21 protein-coding genes are annotated in these 19,625 nt (G+C 62.7%); 12 read left to right on the forward strand and 9 right to left on the reverse strand.

Annotated features, from left to right (window positions below):
- Positions 1 to 36: 36 nt before the first annotated feature.
- From OHD58_RS13230 to OHD58_RS13245, 4 genes are all read left to right on the forward strand, one after another.
- Positions 37 to 207 carry a hypothetical protein gene (locus tag OHD58_RS13230; protein ID WP_263803828.1) on the forward strand — a complete coding sequence of 57 codons (171 nt, stop codon included), beginning with the start codon at positions 37 to 39 and terminating at the stop codon, positions 205 to 207.
- A 125-nt stretch (positions 208 to 332) separates the two neighbouring features.
- A complete protein-coding gene (locus tag OHD58_RS13235) occupies positions 333 to 1,112 on the forward strand; it encodes a helix-turn-helix domain-containing protein (protein WP_263803829.1) in 780 nt (259 codons plus the stop codon).
- A 91-nt stretch (positions 1,113 to 1,203) separates the two neighbouring features.
- Positions 1,204 to 1,632: a VOC family protein gene (locus OHD58_RS13240; RefSeq protein ID WP_263803831.1), complete on the forward strand. Its 429-nt coding sequence runs from the start codon at positions 1,204 to 1,206 to the stop codon at positions 1,630 to 1,632.
- Positions 1,616 to 2,041 carry a cupin domain-containing protein gene (locus tag OHD58_RS13245; RefSeq protein WP_263803832.1) on the forward strand — a complete coding sequence of 142 codons (426 nt, stop codon included), beginning with the start codon at positions 1,616 to 1,618 and terminating at the stop codon, positions 2,039 to 2,041. Before OHD58_RS13240 ends, OHD58_RS13245 begins: the two co-directional genes overlap by 17 nt.
- Here the strand turns inward: OHD58_RS13245 and OHD58_RS13250 are convergent.
- Both OHD58_RS13250 and OHD58_RS13255 read right to left on the reverse strand, forming a co-directional pair.
- The gene (locus tag OHD58_RS13250; RefSeq protein WP_263803833.1) at positions 2,038 to 3,507 is read right to left on the reverse strand and encodes a cobyric acid synthase; all 1,470 of its coding nucleotides are present in this window, start codon (positions 3,505 to 3,507) and stop codon (positions 2,038 to 2,040) included. The two genes, OHD58_RS13245 and OHD58_RS13250, sit on opposite strands and share 4 nt — an antisense overlap.
- A 2-nt stretch (positions 3,508 to 3,509) precedes the next feature.
- Positions 3,510 to 4,124 (reverse strand): dimethylsulfonioproprionate lyase family protein, encoded by a 615-nt coding sequence (locus OHD58_RS13255; protein WP_263803834.1) that lies wholly within the window; start codon positions 4,122 to 4,124, stop codon positions 3,510 to 3,512.
- Between the two features lie 117 nt (positions 4,125 to 4,241).
- Here OHD58_RS13255 and OHD58_RS13260 point away from each other — a divergent pair, with 117 nt between their 5' ends.
- The 3 genes from OHD58_RS13260 to mmsB are packed head-to-tail and all read left to right on the forward strand — an operon-like array spanning position 4,242 to position 6,652.
- The gene (locus tag OHD58_RS13260; protein WP_263803835.1) at positions 4,242 to 5,417 is read left to right on the forward strand and encodes an isobutyryl-CoA dehydrogenase; all 1,176 of its coding nucleotides are present in this window, start codon (positions 4,242 to 4,244) and stop codon (positions 5,415 to 5,417) included.
- A gap of 1 nt (position 5,418) precedes the next feature.
- On the forward strand, positions 5,419 to 5,748 hold the full coding sequence (locus OHD58_RS13265; protein WP_263803836.1) for a hypothetical protein: 330 nt from the start codon (positions 5,419 to 5,421) through the stop codon (positions 5,746 to 5,748).
- Positions 5,749 to 5,767: 19 nt separating this feature from the next.
- Positions 5,768 to 6,652, forward strand: a complete 885-nt coding sequence (mmsB, locus tag OHD58_RS13270; RefSeq protein ID WP_263803837.1) for a 3-hydroxyisobutyrate dehydrogenase — start codon at positions 5,768 to 5,770, stop codon at positions 6,650 to 6,652.
- 270 nt (positions 6,653 to 6,922) lie between these two features.
- Here mmsB and OHD58_RS13275 read toward each other — a convergent pair whose 3' ends face one another.
- The 7 genes from OHD58_RS13275 to solA form a co-directional block, all read right to left on the reverse strand.
- Entirely contained in the window at positions 6,923 to 7,567 is a 645-nt protein-coding gene (locus OHD58_RS13275) for a cytochrome c oxidase assembly factor 1 family protein (protein WP_263803838.1), read from the reverse strand.
- 77 nt (positions 7,568 to 7,644) lie between these two features.
- Entirely contained in the window at positions 7,645 to 8,016 is a 372-nt protein-coding gene (locus OHD58_RS13280) for a hypothetical protein (RefSeq protein ID WP_263803839.1), read from the reverse strand.
- An 89-nt stretch (positions 8,017 to 8,105) separates the two neighbouring features.
- On the reverse strand, positions 8,106 to 8,516 hold the full coding sequence (locus tag OHD58_RS13285) for a carboxymuconolactone decarboxylase family protein (protein WP_263803840.1): 411 nt from the start codon (positions 8,514 to 8,516) through the stop codon (positions 8,106 to 8,108).
- Positions 8,517 to 8,572: 56 nt separating this feature from the next.
- A complete protein-coding gene (locus tag OHD58_RS13290; protein WP_263803841.1) occupies positions 8,573 to 9,955 on the reverse strand; it encodes an aspartate aminotransferase family protein in 1,383 nt (460 codons plus the stop codon).
- 49 nt (positions 9,956 to 10,004) lie between these two features.
- The gene (locus OHD58_RS13295; RefSeq protein ID WP_263803842.1) at positions 10,005 to 10,121 is read right to left on the reverse strand and encodes a capsid protein; all 117 of its coding nucleotides are present in this window, start codon (positions 10,119 to 10,121) and stop codon (positions 10,005 to 10,007) included.
- 101 nt (positions 10,122 to 10,222) lie between these two features.
- Positions 10,223 to 11,398, reverse strand: coding sequence for an MFS transporter (locus tag OHD58_RS13300; RefSeq protein WP_263803843.1), 1,176 nt, complete (start codon positions 11,396 to 11,398; stop codon positions 10,223 to 10,225).
- An 87-nt stretch (positions 11,399 to 11,485) separates the two neighbouring features.
- Positions 11,486 to 12,631: an N-methyl-L-tryptophan oxidase gene (gene solA, locus OHD58_RS13305; RefSeq protein WP_263803844.1), complete on the reverse strand. Its 1,146-nt coding sequence runs from the start codon at positions 12,629 to 12,631 to the stop codon at positions 11,486 to 11,488.
- A 116-nt stretch (positions 12,632 to 12,747) separates the two neighbouring features.
- On the opposite strand from solA, the gene OHD58_RS13310 reads away from it, so the two are divergent.
- From OHD58_RS13310 to OHD58_RS13330, 5 genes are all read left to right on the forward strand, one after another.
- The gene (locus OHD58_RS13310; protein ID WP_263803845.1) at positions 12,748 to 14,325 is read left to right on the forward strand and encodes a trimethylamine methyltransferase family protein; all 1,578 of its coding nucleotides are present in this window, start codon (positions 12,748 to 12,750) and stop codon (positions 14,323 to 14,325) included.
- An 18-nt stretch (positions 14,326 to 14,343) separates the two neighbouring features.
- Positions 14,344 to 14,727: a RidA family protein gene (locus tag OHD58_RS13315; protein ID WP_263803846.1), complete on the forward strand. Its 384-nt coding sequence runs from the start codon at positions 14,344 to 14,346 to the stop codon at positions 14,725 to 14,727.
- 46 nt (positions 14,728 to 14,773) lie between these two features.
- Entirely contained in the window at positions 14,774 to 17,344 is a 2,571-nt protein-coding gene (locus tag OHD58_RS13320; protein WP_263803847.1) for a GcvT family protein, read from the forward strand.
- 65 nt (positions 17,345 to 17,409) lie between these two features.
- A complete protein-coding gene (locus tag OHD58_RS13325; protein WP_263803848.1) occupies positions 17,410 to 18,162 on the forward strand; it encodes an NYN domain-containing protein in 753 nt (250 codons plus the stop codon).
- A gap of 29 nt (positions 18,163 to 18,191) precedes the next feature.
- A complete protein-coding gene (locus OHD58_RS13330) occupies positions 18,192 to 19,508 on the forward strand; it encodes a M24 family metallopeptidase (protein ID WP_263804218.1) in 1,317 nt (438 codons plus the stop codon).
- Positions 19,509 to 19,625: the final 117 nt, after the last annotated feature.

Consider the following 19,625-nt stretch of genomic DNA (forward strand, 5'->3'; position numbering starts at 1 on the left):
CTTTCCTTGTACGACTCACCGTACGAGGAGGAAGTCATGAATCTCAGTGCACCAACCCAACTCGTCTACATTGTCTCGCTGGTTGTCGCCGTCATCGGCTTGTTGGCCGGACTCGGTGTCGTTTCGTTCATTCCAATTGCGGCTTTCTGGATCATGACGATCGCCTATGTGATCCTCGCGGTCGCCTGCCTGCTGCGCGGCGCGTGACGGGATTGCGGACGACGCTGATCCAGTCTCTTTGAGGCCGCTGCATCATCGCCTATGATGATGCGATGATGCCCTGGGTTGAGACCGCGGCTGGTCCGCTCCCGCCTGTCGAAGGCGGATTCACGATGAAGCGCCGGGCGCCGAACCCGGCGCTGCAGGGTGATGTTGTCGACATCATCGGCTATCAGGAGCATCTCGCCGGACATTTCCGCCAGATCGAACCGGCTTCGCTCGTCGTGCCGTTGATCATCAGTTTCGGCGACCCTTTCTCCATAGGGCTCGGGCGACTGCCCAGCCGAAACGATTCTTACGGCAGTTTCGCAGCCGGCCTCTACGGCGGTCCGGTGGTCATCGATTCTTTCGGATCTGCCTGTTGTATACAGGTGAACTTCACGCCACCCGGCGCCTACCGGTTCTTCGGCCTGCCGATGCACGAGCTTGCCGACCGCATGGTCGCGCTGGACGACATCCATGGCAGCGATGCGATCACCCTGCGCGACCGGCTTGGCGAACAACGGGAATGGGAACGGCGTTTCGATCTGATCGAGGCTTTCATCCAGCCACGCCTTGCCGCTTCTGAAGGTCCTTTGTCGGCGACCGCCTGGGCTTATGCCGAATTGCTGCGGAGCAGCGGCACGGAGCGCGTCGAAACCATTGCCGGCAAGCTCGAATGGAGCCGCAAGCACCTGGCGGCAAAATTCCATGCCGAAATCGGCCTCGCGCCAAAGACCGTCGGCCGCATGGCCCGCTTCAACCGGGCAATTCGTCTCGCGCGTCGCCGCAGCGACGGCGGCTGGGCCGGCATCGCCGCCGAGTGCGGCTACGCCGACCAGGCGCATCTGGTACGCGAATTCGTGGAATTCGCCGGCGAAACGCCAGGCACATGGGCTGCACGCCTGGTCTAGCAAGGCCAACGGCGAGGTAACATTTCTTCAAGACGCCGATCCCGCTAGCCACCATTCTGTCACCAGCTCAGAATCGCAGGGAGACAAAAATATGGCCGCCAACGGACCGATCGAAGCGCCGCGCATCTACGCGACCTTGCGATACAACAATGCCGGCAAGATGATCGACTGGCTGCAGGAGGCGTTCGGTTTCACCGTTCATGCCCGCTACGGCGAAGGCGATATCGTCGATCATGCCCAACTCGCCTTCGGATCGTCGATGATCATGATCGGGACGGCGCGCGACGACGGGTTCTGCAAGATCGTCGGCTGGCCCGGGCAGAACGGCGGCAAAGCGATCTATATCGCCGTCGACGATGCCGACGCCATGCATACCCGCGCCAAGGCCGCCGGCGCGATCATCGAGGAAGAGCCGACCGACCGCGATTACGGCAGCCGCGAATTCATCTGCCGCGACCCCGAAGGCAACATCTGGTCGTTCGGAACCTACTGGCCGAAGGCGCATGAAAAAGCCGGGTGAAACCGCAGCCCAGCCGGTTCAGGCTGGCGCAATCGTTATCGCGCCTGAAGCGGGGCGAACCTACGACCTCGGCGGCATGCGCGCCGTGTTCAAGGCCGACGGTGCTGAGACGAGCGACCGCTATTCGGTTTCGGAATGGTGGCTGGATCCGCACACCACCGGGCCGGGGGCGCATCACCACGAAACCAATGACGAAATCTTCTACGTGATCGAGGGCACGCCCAGCCTGCTCATCGGAGAAGAATGGGTTACCGCCTCGCGCGGCGCATTCTTCCGCATTCCCGCCGGCACGACGCACGACTTCGAGAATCGTACCGGGGAACGGGCCGCCCTGCTGAATTTTTTCATACCGGGCGGCTTCGAGAAGAACATGCCCGCCATCGTCGAATGGTTCCGGCAGCAGACCTAGCGCGCCAATCCGAAGATCGCGTCGCAGTCGAGATGTTTTTCGAGATGAACGGCGATCGCGTCGAGTGCGCGGTCGACCTCGGCGCGGTAGTCGATGCCGCCGCCGACGATGCCGAGGGATTCAAGGAAGCGGGCCCGGAAGGCGTCGGCGCCGAACAGGCCGTGCAGATAGGTGCCGAAAACCTTGCCATCCGCCGAGGTGGCTCCATCGTCGATCCCGTTTATGACGACCGAGGGGCGCAGGCAATCGGGGCCGAACGTGCGGCCGAGATGGATTTCATAGCCGGAAAGTGGGCTACCGAAAGTCGCCGAATGGGCGGTGACATTGCGTACGGTCTTCTCCGGTTCCATCACCGTCTCGACATCGAGCAGTCCGAGGCCCTTGGTTTCCGTGACTGTTCCTTCGATGCCGTCGGGATCGCGCACCAGGGCGCCAAGCATCTGGTAGCCACCGCAGATGCCGACGACATGGCCGCCCCGCCGCCGATGGTCGGCAAGATCGCGGTCCCAGCCGTTCTCGCGGAACCTCAGAAGATCGCCGATCGTCGATTTCGAACCGGGAATGACGACCAGGCCGGCATCAGCCGGCAGCGATTTGCCGGGCGGCACGAACACCACTTCGACCTGCGGTTCGGCACGCAACGGATCGAGATCGTCGAAATTCGCGATGCGGTCGAGCATCGGCACCGCGACCTTCAGCGCCTTCCTGCGGCCGGAGGCCAGGCGCTCGAGAATGACGGAATCCTCCGATGGGAGCAGCGCCGCCTCCTTGAGCCACGGCACCACGCCAAAACAACGCCAGCCGGTGAAGCGTTCGATCGCCGTGATCCCATCGTCGAACAGCGTGATATCGCCGCGAAACTTGTTGATGAGATAGCCCGCGATCATCTTCCGGTCCTCTTCCGGCAGGATCAGATGCGTGCCGGCGATCGATGCGATGACGCCGCCGCGGTCGATATCGCCGACAAGGATCACCGGTACGTCGGCGCGGGTGGCAAAGCCCATATTGGCAATGTCGCGGCTGCGCAGATTGATCTCGGCCGGCGAACCGGCGCCCTCCACGACAATGAGATCGGCGCCTTCGCCAAGTTTGCTCCAGGAATCCATCACCGCTTCAGCGAGTTTCGGCTTCAGCGCCTGATAGTCGCGCGCCCTCGCCTGCCCGTACACCTTGCCCTGCACGACAACCTGGGCGCCGATGTCGCTCTGCGGCTTCAACAGGACAGGGTTCATATGCACCGACGGCGCGACGCCGCAGGCGATTGCCTGCAGCCATTGCGCACGGCCGATCTCGCCGCCCGAAGCATCGCCGGGAATGTCGGCCACGGCGGCATTGTTCGACATGTTCTGCGGCTTGAACGGGCGCACCGCCATGCCGCGGTTTCTGGCGGCGCGGCAGAGCCCCGCGACCAGCACCGTCTTGCCGACATCCGAGCCGGTGCCCTGCAGCATGATCGCCTTGGCCATCGTTAGAGAGCCCCTTGCGTACCGGCTGCGCCGATCGTCGATTTTTGCGCCAGATCGCCGCCGCGCCAGAGATAAAGCGCCAGCAGCGGTTCATCGCCGGTGCGCATCGCGTGATTGACGTTGGAGGCGTGATGGATGATTTCGCCGCCGCGTCTCACCCGGAAATCGCCATCCCCCATGCGCCATTCGGCACCGCCGGTCAGCGGAATATAGATTTCCTCGGCAACGTGATGGTGGTCGGGGTAAACGACACCGGGACCGAGAATGAGGAAGCCGGCGGCGACAGTTTCATTGCGAAAATGGCCGCGCGTGCCGAACAGTTCGACCCAGCCGTAATTGTCGATGAAATGCTGGCCGAAATCCGCCGCGGTGTAGGTCTGCCCCCAATGCAGCATTTCCGCACCGCCCGCCAAAAGTCCCGCCAATTCCTGTTCGGCAGGCGGAGCGAGTTCGGCGGCGCGCGGCAGATGCCGCAAGCAGGAAAGCGTGTTGGCTTCGAGCGTTCGCTCCGGCATCGTCCAGGCCATGTCGCCGATGAAATCCCGCACCGGTGCCGCATCTCTGCCCACAAGATAGTCACGGAAGGCTCGCAGCAGTTCGTCGAAAATTGTCGTCACGTCGTTTCCCGGCCATGCATTCATGCACAACCGCTCTGTCCAGCATCGGGTTGCGCGGCGGCATCATTGGTCTAGATTGACCTCCGCGCCTAGCGGAAAAACGTCAGGGAGGACGCCATGGACGCCGTCGCCAACGGGACTTCCGGCCAGTTCGAACTGAACGAAGACCAGCGCGCCATCCAGGAGATGGCCCGAGCCTTCGCCGAAGACCGCGTCGCGCCCAACGCGCTCGAATGGGACAAGAAGCGCCATTTCCCCGATGATGTCATCCGCGAGACCGGCCCGCTCGGCCTCGGCGGCATCTACATCAGGGACGATGTCGGCGGCTCGGGACTTGGCCGGCTCGACGCCGTGCTGATCTTCGAAGCGCTGTCGCAGGCCTGCCCGGCCTTTGCCTCCTTCATTTCCATCCACAACATGGCATCATGGATGATCGACACATTCGGCAGCGAGGAGCAGCGCCAGCGCTTCCTGCCGAACCTCACGTCGATGGAGCTTTTGGCCAGCTATTGCCTGACCGAACCCGGATCGGGTTCGGACGCAGCGGCGCTGAAGACCCGCGCCGTGCGCTCCGGTGGCAACGGCAGCGACTATGTCCTCAACGGCGCCAAGCAGTTCATCTCAGGTGCCGGCGACAGCGATGTCTATGTCACCATGGTGCGGACCGGTGAAGACGGGCCGAAGGGCATTTCCACCCTCGTCATCCCTAAGGATGCACCCGGCCTTTCGTTCGGCGCGGTCGAGAACAAGATGGGCTGGCACATGCAGTCCACCCGCTCGGTGATCTTCGAGGATTGCAAGGTTCCGGCCGAAAACCTTTTGACCGGCGAAGGCGCCGGTTTTCGCATCGCCATGGCCGGCCTGGACGGCGGCCGCTTGAACATCGCAGCCTGCTCGCTGGGCGGCGCGCAATCGGCGCTCGACAAGGCGCTGGGTTATGCCGGCGAGCGCAAGGCATTCGGCCAGAAGATCAACCAGTTCCAGGCGCTGCAGTTCAAGCTGGCCGACATGGAGACCGAACTGCAGGCCTCGCGCATGCTGCTCTATACGGCCGCATCGAAGCTTGATCGCAAGGCGCCTGATGCCGGCAAGTGGTCGGCAATGGCCAAGCGCTTCGTCACCGACACCGGCTTCGGCATCGCCAACGACGCGCTGCAGATTTTCGGCGGCTACGGCTATCTGCACGACTACGGCATCGAAAAGCTGGTTCGCGACCTGCGTGTCCACCAGATTCTCGAAGGCACCAACGAGATCATGCGCGTCATCATCGCGCGCGCGCTGATCGGGAGGTGAGATGACGGCGCGCCTCCGTCTGTCAATTGCACTAGCCCTTGCAATGATCGCGAGCGCGGCCGGCGGCAACGAAACCAGCGATTTCCCCGCGGTGGACTCAGCGGGATATTGCCGCATGATCATGGACAGCAATCCGGCAAGCTCGCTGACGCCCGGCCTTTTCGATACATGCATGAGCGGCGAAAAAGACGCCGAGCACCAGGCGCTAGCACGGTGGGATGCAGCAAGTTCGGACATCAAAACGCAATGCCGGAGCATCGCCAAGCTCGGTGATCACTATTCTTACGGGCTCATCCTGGGATGCATCCGATATCTGGAGCAGAAGATATGACGAAAGGGAGACACCGCCCATGACCACCATCGCCTTCATCGGCCTCGGCAACATGGGCAACCCGATGGCTGCCAATCTCGTCAAGGCTGGGCACACGGTCCACGGTTTCGACCTGGTCCCGGAAAACCTGACGACCGCCAAGGAAAACGGCGTCGTGGTGATGGCCAATGCGCCGGCCGCGATCAAGGATGCCGAGGTGGTGATCACCATGCTGCCCGCCGGCAAGCACGTGCTCTCGGTCTACGAGGACATCGCGCCAAAAGCCGAAAAAGGTACGCTTTTTATCGACTCGTCGACGATCGACGTCGAATCGGCGCGCAAAGCCCATGCAATTGCCGCGAAACATGGACTGTTGTCGATCGACGCGCCGGTTTCCGGCGGCACCGGTGGCGCCGTCGCGGGCACGCTCACCTTCATGGCCGGCGGTGAGAAGGATGCGTTCGCCAGGGCTGAGCCGATCCTGAAGCCGATGGCGGGCCGCATCGTCCATTGCGGCGATGCCGGCGCCGGACAGGCAGCCAAGATCTGCAACAACATGATCCTCGGCATCTCGATGATCGGTGTCGGCGAAGCCTTCGTTCTGGCGGAGAAACTCGGCCTGTCGCACCAGGCGCTGTTCGACGTGGCGTCCACCTCGTCGGGCCAGTGCTGGTCGCTCACCACCTACTGCCCGGTACCCGGCCCGGTGCCGACTTCGCCGGCCAACCGCGACTACAAGCCCGGCTTTGCGGCTGCCCTGATGCTCAAAGACCTCAAACTTGCTCAGGAGGCCGCTCAAAGCGCGGGGGCTGTGACCCCTCTGGGCGCCGAGGCGACCCAGCTTTATGCCCTGTTCAACGCGCAGGGCGGCGCCGGCTTCGACTTTTCCGGCATCATCAATTTCCTGCGTGGTGACGCTGCGTAACCGCCTTCGTCCACATCTTTCGGCCGCGCCTGCCAAAAAATAGGCAAATTTAGGTTTGCTTAAGCTCTCGATAACCACGCAGTAACGATGTCCGTCTAAAACAGATCACGAGGCGGTCATCGCAGCCGCCCACCGCTCCGGATCAGGTCTCGCGTACCGGAGCTGTTACCTTCGCCGTGTGCAGTTCGCGAAGGGCCAAGCGTACAGTGGCAAAGCCGCGTTCCCGGTTGGGGCGCGGTTTTTGCGTTGGTGCTTGCGCCAAAATAGCGATCAAATTCCAAGCGAGCCACTCGGTATGGCCAGGTTGTCCTTGTTCTTCAGGACCAGCGGCGTGTCGGACCCGTCGACTTGCAACAAGACCAGACGCAAATCCCAGATGCCGTTGGTGCGAACCCCTCGGGAAACGACCCGTCCGGAGCCCTTGCTGCCGCTGAGAGGGATACTGAGTTGGGCGTCGCCGCTACCATCGATATCGATGCTGATGTTGCCGTTCACCCAGAATCCCGCCTCGATGTTGTCCCCGAGAGCCGCCTTGGCTGTCGCGCTGCTGCGCACCTCCTGCATCGTCAATGCGTAAGTCAGGCTGTTTTTCAGTGCCGACATCACGCCGAACGTCAGGCCGACGGCCAGCAAAAGCGCTCCCGCCCAGACGATGATGCCTGCGATTGCCCATTTGCGCTGAACACTGCGGAAATGCTCCGCGTCACGCCACGCACGGTTGCGCCATGCCCAACGGCTGCCGCGGGCGCCAAGCACGAAGATCATGACGATATTGACCAGCGGCACGAACATCAAAAGCGCGATGAAGACGCTGTTGCCGATCCCCCAGATCCAATTGAGGAGGAAAGCGCCCCAGTTCCAGCGGTCGAGGTCCGCAGGAATTTCAGCAGGATTGTTGAGCGGCTGGTCGGCCATGCTGTCCTCACGTTCAAACAACCGGTCGGAACCTAGGACGTTCCGCCCGGCCTCACAACTTCAGGTAGGATTTTCGCTCAACCCTGCCGGGTGCGGGCCAGTCGCTTGAAATTGGCCTTCACCTTTCGGCCCGCCGGCTTCAGCGCGGCATTCATCGAGCGCTCGGCTGCAACGCCGTTGAGGACCGACGGCGTCTTGCCGGACAGCACCTCCGGCCAGAAGCGCCAGACCGACTGGATCAGCGACATCTGGGCGGCAAACATGCCTTCCGCGATGGCTGCGTTCTTCTCCGTGATGGCGCGCTGCGTTTCGAGGCCGAGCATAGTCACGCCGCGGTGCTCGCTCGCCATCAGCGGCAGCCGCATGGCGGCAACCATCGGCGCCAGCATCAGGTTTCCCGCGATCGTCACGGTCTCGCGCGCCGCGTTGCGGTTGCTACGGCTTGTCATGAATATGTCCCTCGCGCCCCGATCAGGGCTCAACGCAACGCCCGGATCATCCGATCGTTCCTGTATCTAATCTTGAATGACACGACCTGTCAGCCGCGCGGCTCGAACTGGACGTCGACCGGCGGTCGCAACCCGTTTGCCAGCCGGTTAGTCTCATTGGCCATGCCGACGACAGCAAGCAACTCCATCAATTGCGCCTCGGTCAGGCCCTTCGAGCGCGCCGAAGCGGTGTGCGAATAGGTGCAATACTCGCATCCATTGGTCGCCGATACGGCGATGTAGATCATTTCCTTGGTGAGCGGATCGAGCGCGCCGGGCGCCATCACGTCGCGCAGCGTTTCCCAGGTGCGTTTCAACAACGCCGGATCATGCGCCAGAACCTTCCAGAAATTGTTGATCCAGTCGACCTTGCGCGTCTGCATGATGTCGTCATAGACGGCGCGCACCGCGTCGTCCGCCATTTCATATTCGATCAGGGGAACGATCGCTTTTCCGCTCATCCAGGGCCACTCCTTTTTCGGGCAGGTCCAGTTTTGGACCTGCCCGGCTTTCCTTATCAGGATTTGCCGCGCAAATCGGCTTCGGCAAGGTCAATCGCCCTGGCAATGCGGTCGCAGGCCATGTCGATGGTCTCGCGCGTCCAGATCAGCGGTGGCGACATGATCATCGTATCGCCGGTCGCCCGCATCATCATGCCGTTGGCGATGGCGTGGTCGCGGATGACCACCGCGGCAGAGCCGGGTTCCTGGAAACGCTCACGCGTTTTCTTGTCCTTGACGATCTCGATGGCGGCGAGGAAACCGAAGGTACGAACCTCGCCGACAAGGCCATGCGGGGCGATCCGCGCCTGAAGCTGTTCGGCAAGATAAGGCCCGGTATCGTTCTTCACCCGCTCGATCATGCCCTCGCGTTCGATGATCTCGAGATTCTTCAAGGCGACCGCGCAGGCCACGGGATGGCCTGAATAGGTATAGCCGTGAAAGAACTCGCCGCCCTTCTCGATCACCGTCGCAGCCACCCGGTCGCCGACTAGCAATGCCGACAGCGGCTGGTAACCCGAGGTCAGCGCCTTGGCGGTGGTGATGGTGTCCGGCTCGATGTCCATCGCCTGCGCGGCAAACCATTCCCCGGTGCGGCCATAGCCGGTGATGACCTCGTCGAGCATCAGCAGCACATCATGCTTGCGACAGATGCGCTGGATTTCGGGCCAATAGCTGGCCGGCGGAATCTTGACGCCGCCGGCGCCCTGGATCGGTTCGCCGATGAAGGCGGCGACGTTATCCGCACCGGCTTCGAGAATGGCATCCTCGACCGCCTTGGCCGCGCGCAAACCGAAGTCGTGATCGCTTTCGCCGGGCAGCGCCAATTCGTAGGCATAAGGCATCATCACGTGGACGATGTTAGGCACCGCTCCGCCGAGTTGCCCATGCATGCCCTCCATGCCGCCGAGCGACGTGCCGGCGATGGTCGAGCCGTGATAGGCCATCTGCCGCGAGATGATGCGGTTCTTCTGCGGCTTGCCTTCGAGCGCCCAGAAATGGCGGACAAGCCGCAGGGCGGTGTCGTTGGCCTCCGAACCGGATGAACCGAAGAACACCTGGTTGATGTTCTTCGGCGCGAGCCCGGCGATCTTCTGGGCCAGCAGCGTCGGGGTCGGCGTCGAGCATTTGAAGAAGTTGTTGTAGTAAGGCAATTCCTTCATCTGCTCGTAGGCCGCTTCGGCGAGTTCGGTGCGGCCATAGCCGATATTGACGCACCACAGCCCGGCCATGCCGTCGAGTATCTCGTTGCCCTCGCTGTCGTAGATAAACGGCCCATCGGCGCGGGTGATCATGCGCGATCCGGCGCCGCGCAATTCCTTGTGGTCGGTGAATGGATGGAGATGATGCGCGGCGTCGATCGCCTGCAACTGCTTGAGCGAATAGTTCTGATAAGTCATGGACTTGGTCCTTCCAGTTGAATCGAACCGGCAACAGCCGGTGACGGACTCAAAGGAAGGCGGGTGGCGAATATCCGATGCGGGCGCAAAGCCGCAACAGCTCGGCATGGCGCGTACGCGCCGACGGGGTCGACGCGCCGAGCACCAGCATTGCCGGGAATACCATGCAGCATGTCATGGCCATCATCTTAGGCTTGGCCGGTCCGTCAGTTCAAGCGCCAAGCGACCTGTACAGGAAGACCAGTCCCATGGCGTGCGTGAAGCCAATCATCGCCTGGCTTCGGCATCCCGGCGGCGGGAAAACTGGAACCCCGCGAGGGTGACACACAACAATCCCAACGTCAGCGGAAAGCCCTGTACGCCGACCACATCCATCACCGCTCCGGTCACCGGCGGCCCGACGATGCCGCCAATACCCCAGAACATGGCGAACGCGGCGTTGCCGGCGATCAGCATCGAACCGGAAAAGCGTTCACCGAGTTCGATCAGCGTCATCGTGTAGATGCCGAACGACACCGCGCCCCAGACGAAAGCGATCGGCCAGACAAGCGCCGTGTTGAAGGACCACGGCAGGAGCAGGCAGCCGAGCGCAGTGGTCAGCGCGCAGAAAATCAGCGCCCGCCGCGCACCTTGCCGTTCGGCGAGCATGCCGAGGGGAATCTGCAGTGCGATGTTCCCCGCAACGAATACCGCGAGCAGGGTCGATATCTTTGCCTCGGAACCACCGAAACCCTTGCCGTAGACCGACATGAGCGCCAGCGTCACCTGCTCGAACGCCGCCGCCGCGAACACGGCAAACAGCAGAAGCCGCGCCTGCGGCACGAAACGCATGACCGACGCCTGCTCGTGTCCATCATTGAAATCCGGCAGCCGTGGCAGCACCCATAGCAGGCAGAGCGCACAGAACATGAAAGCCACGATACCGACCATGAAGGGCGGCCAGCCCTGCGTTCCGACGATGGTCAGCGCAAGCGGTCCTGTCGCAAAGCCTGCGGAAATGATCGAGGTATAGAGGCCCATGATGCGGCCCCGCTTTGCCGGCGGGGTCAGCGCAATCATCCAGGTTTCGCTGATCACGTAGAGCGGGTTGACCGAAAGGCCGAGCAGGAACCGCAAAGGGAACCACAGCCAGACGTTTTGCTGCCAGCCGATGAGCGCGAGCAGCAGCGCTGCAAGACCAGCGCAGGCCAGCGCCGTTCGCCCTGCCCCGAAGCGCCGCGACAGCCACGGAATGAGCGGGGCCGAAAGGATGAAGCCCAGAGGCGTCATCGCCGCCGACAGGCCGATCAGGCTGGGTGACATGCCCTGGCGCTGCAGGATGAAGCTTAGCAGCGGATAGCTGAGACCCTGGGCGATCGCGAACACGGAAACGGTGGCGATGACGCCGGCAAGGGCCGCCCATGGCGTCTTCGCTGCGCTGCCCGACACTCCCTGCTCGATCATTCCTTTTTGCCCTGCCGGATGCCGCGCTCATTGGCGATGCGGCAATCCATGCCATCTGCGGGTTGCTGTTTCATAGCGGCAGCAGGCTCAATCGATGCCGCCAGCGTCAGAGAAGCGGCCGATGCGGAACCTGCCGATGTCATGCGACGTCGTTCCGCCGGTTGCCAGATCGGCCAGGACCTCGCCGACGACGCTGGCGAACTTGAAGCCATGGCCCGAACAGGGCGAGGCAACGACGATACGCGGATCGGATGGTGCGAGATCGATGACGAAATCCTCATCCGGCGTCATCGTGTACATGCAGGTCTTCATGCCCTTGAGAGGCCCGGCCGCTTGCGGCAGGTAGCGCTCCAGAAACGCCCGTGTCCGGGCTTCATCGGCCGGTCCAGCATCCTGCCGTGCCGCATCCGCATGCGCGATGACGCCGCTGCCGTAATGCGACGCACATTTGAAGCCGGTGCCGGCGAAATCCGGAAAACCGTAGACGATGTCTTCGCCGTCATCGATCGCGAACACCGGCAATTTGCCGAGCCCAAACAGTTCGGGCTGTTTCGGTTCGTACCAGCACAACACCTGCCGCTTGATGAAAAGCTGCGGTTTGAGTTCCGGTACCAGATCGGTGATCCACGCTCCCACCGATACCACCACCGATGCGGCTTCAATCGCGCGGCCTGGCAATGCCAGCTTGACGGCGTCGGGCGACGATTCAATCGCCTCGACACGGCTTCCGGCCAGAATCTCGGCGCTCGCCTCCCGCGCCAGCTTCAGATGCAGTGCGTTGGCGAGTTCCGGCTTCAGGAAGCCGCCCTCGGGTTGCCAGATCGCCGAATGGCCGGCGGGCATGCGGAACGCCGGGAAACGGCGCATGATTTCGGCAGCGTCCAGCAACTCATAGTCGAGACCGTGCAGGATGCAGGCATCGAGCGATCCTTGCAGCATGCGGCTCTCAGGCGCACCGGCTTCCAGGATACCGGTGGTGGTCAGCACCGTCTCGCCAGTCAGCCGTTCCAACTCGCGCCAGTTTTCGAAGGCGCTGCGCACCAGCGGCACGTAGGACGGATGTTCGGAGTAGCCGAGCCGGATCGCCCTGCTCTCGCCGTGCGAAGAGCCTCGATCGTGGCCAGGGGTGAACTGCTCGATGCCGATGACGCGCTTGCCGCGCCGCGCCAGATGGAAAAGCGCGGCGCTGCCCATCGCGCCGAGACCGACGACGGCGACGTCATAGACGCTCAACTGGCTTCCCTTCCGGCATGTCGCTTCCCTCGCGCTAGTGGTCGTCGCTTCCGCAATGATGGAATCGCCGACGGTCCATTATGCCGGTGAAATTCCGCATGACCATGAGGCTAATCATGACCGCTGCACTGCATCCAGCCGAGCCGGTTCTGGCCACCGATCGCAATCGCCGCGGCGGCCGCGCCGGCAAGCGCGCCGGCGGGTCGGCTGCCTTCGAGCAGCCGGCGTTCCGGCAGCTGAAAAACCCGCTGCAGCCGACCAGGCTGGTTTCGGAAGACGAACTGGAATCGATTCACCTCGCTTCACTGCGCGTGCTGAGGGAGATCGGCGTCGACGTTCTGCATGAAGGCGCCCGGCAGATCATGAAGGAGCACGGCGCCGATGTCCGTGACGGCGTCGAGCGCGTGCGTTTCGACAGCGACATGATCCTCGAGCTGATCGCGCATTGCCCCTCAGAATTCACCATCCACGCCCGTAATCCGGCGCACAATGTGCGGTTCGGCGGCGACAATCTGATCATTTCGATGATGGCGTCCGCGCCGAACTGCTCGGATCTCGATAGCGGCCGCAGACCGGGAAACCGCGAGGACTACCGCAATTTCCTCAAGCTCGCGCAGATGCACAACATCCTCAACTGCACCGGCGGCTACCCGGTCGAGCCGATCGACATTCATCCGTCAATCCGCCATCTCGAATGCATCCGCGATCTCAGCCTTTTGACTGACAAGGTGTTCCACATCTATTCGCTCGGCAAGGAGCGCAATGTCGACGGCATCGAGATCACTCGCATCGCGCGCGGTATTTCGCACGAACAGTTGCTGGAGGAGCCGTCCGTCTTCACCATCATCAACACCAATTCGCCGCTGAAGCTCGACGTGCCGATGATGGAAGGCATCATCCAGATGTCGTCCATGGGCCAGGTGGTCATCGTCACGCCCTTCACGCTGTCGGGGGCGATGGCGCCGGTAACCATCGCCGGGGCGCTGGTGCAGCAGAATGCCGAGGCGCTTGCCGGAATCTCCTTCGCCCAGATGGTGAAGAAGGGCGCTCCCGTCGGCTATGGCGGCTTCACCTCGAATGTCGACATGAAGTCCGGTGCGCCCGCTTTCGGCACGCCGGAATACATGAAGGCGCAGCTGGTCGGCGGCCAGCTTGCCCGCCGCTACAACATCCCCTACCGCACCTCGAACACGTGCGCCGCCAACACGGTCGACGCCCAGGCGGCCTATGAAAGCGTGTTCTCGCTGTGGGGTGCCGTGCAGGGCGGCGGCAATCTGATGATGCATGCCGCCGGCTGGCTCGAAGGCGGCCTGCGCTGCTCCTACGAGAAGACCATCCTCGACATCGACATGCTGCAGATGGTGGCGGAATTCCTGACCCCGCTCGATCTTTCCGAAGACGCACTCGCCATCGACGCCATCCGGGACGTCGGTCCGGGCGGCCACTTCTTCGGCACCCAGCACACGCAGGACCGTTACAAGAACGCCTTCTATGCGCCGGTCATCTCCGACTGGCGCAACTTCGAGACCTGGGCCGAAGCCGGTTCGCCGACCGCGATCGACAAGGCCAACCGCATCTGGAAAGAGCGTCTGGCGACCTACGAGGAACCCTACATCGACCCGGCCATCCGCGAGGAACTCAATGCCTTCGTCGACAAGCGCATCGCCGAAGGCGGCGCGCCGACGGATTTTTGAGGGTTAGGCTCAAAGCGCATGCAGCGACGCGAAATTAATTCTTTGGAAGCACCCAGTTCGGCCGGCGGATATGCGCAGGCGATCGAGCTGACCAACAATTCGCGCATGCTTTACATCAGCGGCCAGATTCCCGAGGCCCGGGATGGTGCGGTGCCTCAGGACTTTGTCAGCCAGTGTCGCCTGGCCTGGCGGAATGTCGAGGCTCAGCTTCACGCCTCGGGGATGGGGCTCGACAATCTGGTCAAGGTCACGACCTTCCTGTCCGACCGGAAGTACGCCCTTGAGAATCGCGAGATCCGCAACGAAATCCTGGCCGGACGGCAGATCGCGTTGACGGTCGTCATTGCCGGCATATTCGATGAAAGCTGGCTGCTGGAGATCGAGGCAGTTGCCGCAGCCTGAGCCAAATTTTCCTAATTCAAATTGCGTACAAACGGAACCCAACCATATGAAATCCCACGTTAAAGCGGTTGTCATCGGCGGCGGTGTCGTCGGCTGTTCGGTGCTGTTCCACCTGGCGCGCGCCGGCTGGACCGACGTCATGCTGATCGAACGTTCCGAACTGACCTCCGGATCGTCCTGGCACGCGGCCGGCGGCTTCCACACGCTGAACGGTGACCCCAACGTTGCCAAACTGCAGGCCTACACCGTGCAGCTCTACAAGGAGATCGAGGAGCTTTCCGGCCAGTCCTGCGGGCTGCATCTTACCGGCGGCGTGATGATGGCCGATACGCCGGAGCGCATGGATTTCCTGCGTCTCAGCCACGCCAAGGGGCGCTATCTCGGCATGGAAACCGAGTTGATCACGCCCTCGGAGGCCAAGGCGATGTTCCCGTTGATGGACGAGAAGAACTTCGTCGGCGCCATGTGGGACCCGGTCGAGGGCCACCTTGATCCGTCCGGCACGACGCATGCCTATGCCAAGGCCGCACGGAAGCTCGGAGCTGAAATCGTCCTGCGCAACCGCGTGGTCGAGCTGACCCAGGACCCAGACGGCACCTGGAACGTGGTCACCGAACAGGGCACCGTCAAGGCAGAACATGTCGTCAACTGCGGCGGCCTGTGGGCGCGCGAGGTCGGTCGCATGGTCGGCGTCGAGCTACCTTTGCTCGCCATGGAGCACATGTACCTGCTCACCGAGCCGATGCCGGAAGTCGAGGCCTTCAACAGGGAAACCGGCCGCGAGATGATCGGCGTCATCGACTTCAAGGGCGAGATCTACACCCGCCAGGAGCGCAACGGCGTCCTGCTCGGCACCTACGAAAAGGCCGCCAAGCCGTGGTCGCCAGTGAACACGCCGTGGGATTTCGGCCACGAACTGCTTGCGCCCGACCTCGACCGCATCGCGCCATCGCTGGAAGTCGGCTTCCGTCATTTCCCCGGCATCGAAAAGGCCGGCATCAAGCAGATCATCAACGGCCCATTCACCTTCGCGCCCGACGGCAACCCGCTGGTCGGGCCGGTACAGGGCCTGACCAATTTCTGGTGCGCCTGCGCGGTCATGGCCGGCTTCAGCCAAGGCGGCGGCGTCGGGCTCGCCCTGTCCAACTGGATGGTCAATGGCGATCCGGGCTTCGACGTCTGGGGCATGGACGTCGCCCGCTGGGGCGAGTGGGCCTCGCTGCGCTACACCAACGCCAAGGTGCGCGAAAACTATTCGCGGCGCTTCTCCATCCGCTTCCCCAACGAGGAGCTGCCGGCGGCAAGGCCGGCGCAGACCACACCGCTTTACGACACAATGGTGGCGCAGAACGCCGTCATGGGCGACTCATGGGGCCTGGAAACGCCGCTATGGTTTGCCCCGAAAGGTACCGAAGCGAAGGACATCGTGTCCTTCCACCGCTCCAACGATTTCGAGCACATCGGCAACGAGGTGCGGGCGACGCGTGAAAGCGTCGGCGTCACCGAGATCGCCAACTTCGCCAAATATGAGGTGTCAGGCCTGGGTGCGGAAGATTTTCTCAACCGGCTGATGACCAACCGCATGCCGAAGAAGGGCCGGCTGGTGCTTACCCCGATGCTCAACGAATTCGGCAAGCTGATCGGCGACTTCACCATCGCCAAGACAGGCGACGAGAAATTCATGATCTGGGGTTCGTCTGCGGCCCAGAAATACCACATGCGCTGGTTCGAAAAGCAGTTGCCGAAGGATGGTTCGGTGCGCATCCACCGTTTCGACCAGACGCTTGTCGGCCTGTCGATCGCCGGCCCGAAGGCCCAGGCGCTGCTGGCGAAACTGGTCGACGAGGACGTGTCGACCAAGGCCTTCCGCTTCATGGATTTCCGCGAGATGGCGGTCGGCGGCGCGCCCTGCATGGTCAACCGCATTACCTACACCGGCGACCTCGGCTACGAGATCTGGATGGTGCCGGCCTATCAGCGCAACGTCTACGCGGCAATCAAGGAGGCCGGCGAGGAATTCGGCATCGTCGATTTCGGCATGCGTGCGCTTCTGTCGATGCGGCTGGAGAAGAACTTTCCCACCTGGTTTCGCGAGCTCAGGCCAATCTACGGCGTCTTCGAAGGCTCGATGGACCGCTTCATCAGGCTAGAGAAGAACGATTTTGTCGGCCGCGACGCAGCCGCCAAGGAACTCGAAGCCGGGCCGAAGCTGCGCCGCGTTTCGTTCATGGTCGACGCCGACGGCGCCGACGTGATGGGCGACGAGCCGATCTGGGCCAAGGTTTCGACCGACTACGGCACTGTCGAGAAGCCGCACGGCTATGGCGCGCCGCGCTTCGACGAAGCGGGCAAGGATGCGCGCGGCTCGACGGCGGCGACCGGCGCATCGGCGGTGCGTGGCATCGTCGACGGCGACTGGCGTGTCGTCGGCTGGGTCACCTCAGGCGGTTATGCGCATTATGTGCAAAAATCGATGGCGCAGGGTTATGTACCGGCCGCTCTCGCCGAGGACGAGCAGGAAGGCCTGTTCGAGATCGAGATCCTCGGTCACCGCCGCCCTGCCCGCATCAACGTCGCGCCGCCATTCGATCCGGCGGGCGAGAAGATGCGGGGTTAGGTGGACGCGGCGCGCGCCATGATGTCTGTTGCCGGGGCGCACACAGTGCACGCGAGGACTGAACGATGGTTACCGACGGTCGACTGCCCCGCCTTGCCGTTCTGATCGATGCCGACAATGCATCTGCCAAGATCGCCGATGGGCTCTTCGAGGAGATCGCCAAAATCGGAGAGGCGAGCGTGCGCAGAATCTATGGCGATTTCTCGAATACCCGATCGAAGGCCTGGACGGACATTCTGTCCAAACATGCGATCATCCCACAACAGCAGTTCGCCTACACCACCGGCAAGAACGCGTCGGACATAACCCTGGTTATAGACGCAATGGACCTGCTGCACAGCGGCCGCTTCGATGGTTTTTGCCTCGTCTCCTCGGACAGTGATTTCACGCGGCTTGCATCGCGCATCCGCGAGCAGGGCATCGACGTCTTCGGCTTCGGCGAGCAGAAGACGCCGGAAAGCTTCAGGCAGGCCTGCCGTCGGTTCATCTATACGGAAAACCTGCTGCTGCCGCCCGCCACAGAAGCCAATACCAACAGCACCGCGAGCACCAACGCGCTGAAACCGCCAAGCGCGGCAAATCCAATCATGCGCAAGGTCATCGGGCAGATGGAAACCGAGGACGGTTGGGTTTTGCTGGGTACGTTTGGTAAACAACTACAGAACGTTGCCCCCGATTTTGATTCCCGCACGTTCGGGTTCCAAAAGCTGAGCGATCTTGCGCGAAAAACCGGCGCGTTCGACATCGACGCCGCCGCAGGAAAGCCCATGCGCATCCGCATCAAACCGCAGAAGCCGGGCGAAAAGAAAAAACCGTGAACACGAATTTCGGCCGCCATCGCAAGATCATGCCCTTCGAGCCGGGCTCGGAGGACATCGACGCGCTGCGCCGGCAGGCGCGCGAGAAGGCCGCGTCGCTCAACAGCCACGCGCTCGGTTACGGCGAGACTGCCGAGCGCGAATGGGCAGCGGCGGGCGTGGCCGCGCCAGACCTGCCGGCGATGCGGAAATACCGACTCGAGCGCATCCGCGCCGAACTGAAGCGCCGCGGCTATGCCGGCGCCCTGCTCTACGACCCGGTCAACATCCGCTATGCCACCGATAGCACCAACATGCAGCTCTGGGTCGCCCACAACCCGACCCGCCATTGCTTCGTCGCGGCGGAAGGCCCGGTGGTGCTTTTCGACTACTTCTCCTGCGAGCATTTGTCCGACCATTCCGGGGTCGTCGATGAGGTGCGGCCGGCGGTGTCGTGGATGTATCTCTATGGCGGCGAGTTGACCGAGCACCGGGTCAGGCGCTGGGCAGGCGGCATCGCCGATCTGGTCAAGCAGCATGGCGGCGGCAACCGGCGCATCGCCGTCGATCATCTGAACCCGGAAGGCGTCGCGGAACTGGCGCATCTCGGCATATCGATCGGCAACGGCGAAGCCGTGATGGAAAACGCCCGGCTGATCAAATCGCCCGACGAGATCCTTTGCATGCGCCGCGCCATCGTCGCCTGCGAAGCGGCGATGGGCGAGATGGAAGCCGCCCTGAAGCCGGGAATTTCGGAGAACGAACTCTGGGCCGAGCTGCATCGCGGCAACATCGCGCGTGGTGGCGAATGGATCGAGACGCGGCTGCTTTCTTCCGGACCGCGCACCAACCCCTGGTTCCAGGAGTGCTCGTCGCGAAAGATCGAAGCAGGCGATTTGGTCGCCTTCGACACCGACCTGATCGGCCCTTACGGCTTTTGCGCAGACCTCTCGCGCACTTGGCTGTGCGGCGACGGCGAGCCAAGCAATGAGCAGCGTAAACTGTTCGGCATCGCCGCTGACCAGATTGCCCACAACACCGAATTGATGCAGCCCGGCACTTCGTTCCGCGATCTTGTGGAGCACTCGAAGAACCCGCCGGAAGATTGTTTTCCAGCCCGCTACGGCGTGCTCTACCATGGAGTCGGGCTGGCTGACGAATACCCGACGCTGCCGCATGCCGCAGACTGGACCGCCGACACGCCGGATGGCGTGCTCGAACCCGGCATGGTTCTCTGCGTCGAAAGCTACATCGGCCGGCTCGGCGGCCGCGAGGGCGTCAAGATCGAGGAGCAGGTGCTGATTACGGAGACCGGAAACCTGCAGCTTTCGACCTATCCGCTGGATGTACGGCTGAGTGCTGTTTAGGCATCCGCCGAGTTCCTGCGGGTTTGGCCCAGTCGATTTGATGTGGAAATGAAAACTGGCCCGTAGCCTCCCACGACGATGATGCGGATAGTGGACGCGCTTTACAGCGCCCTTCCT

The sequence above is a fragment of the Mesorhizobium sp. ZC-5 genome (genome assembly GCF_025753855.1).
In the GTDB taxonomy this organism is placed as follows: Bacteria; Pseudomonadota; Alphaproteobacteria; order Rhizobiales; family Rhizobiaceae; genus Neomesorhizobium.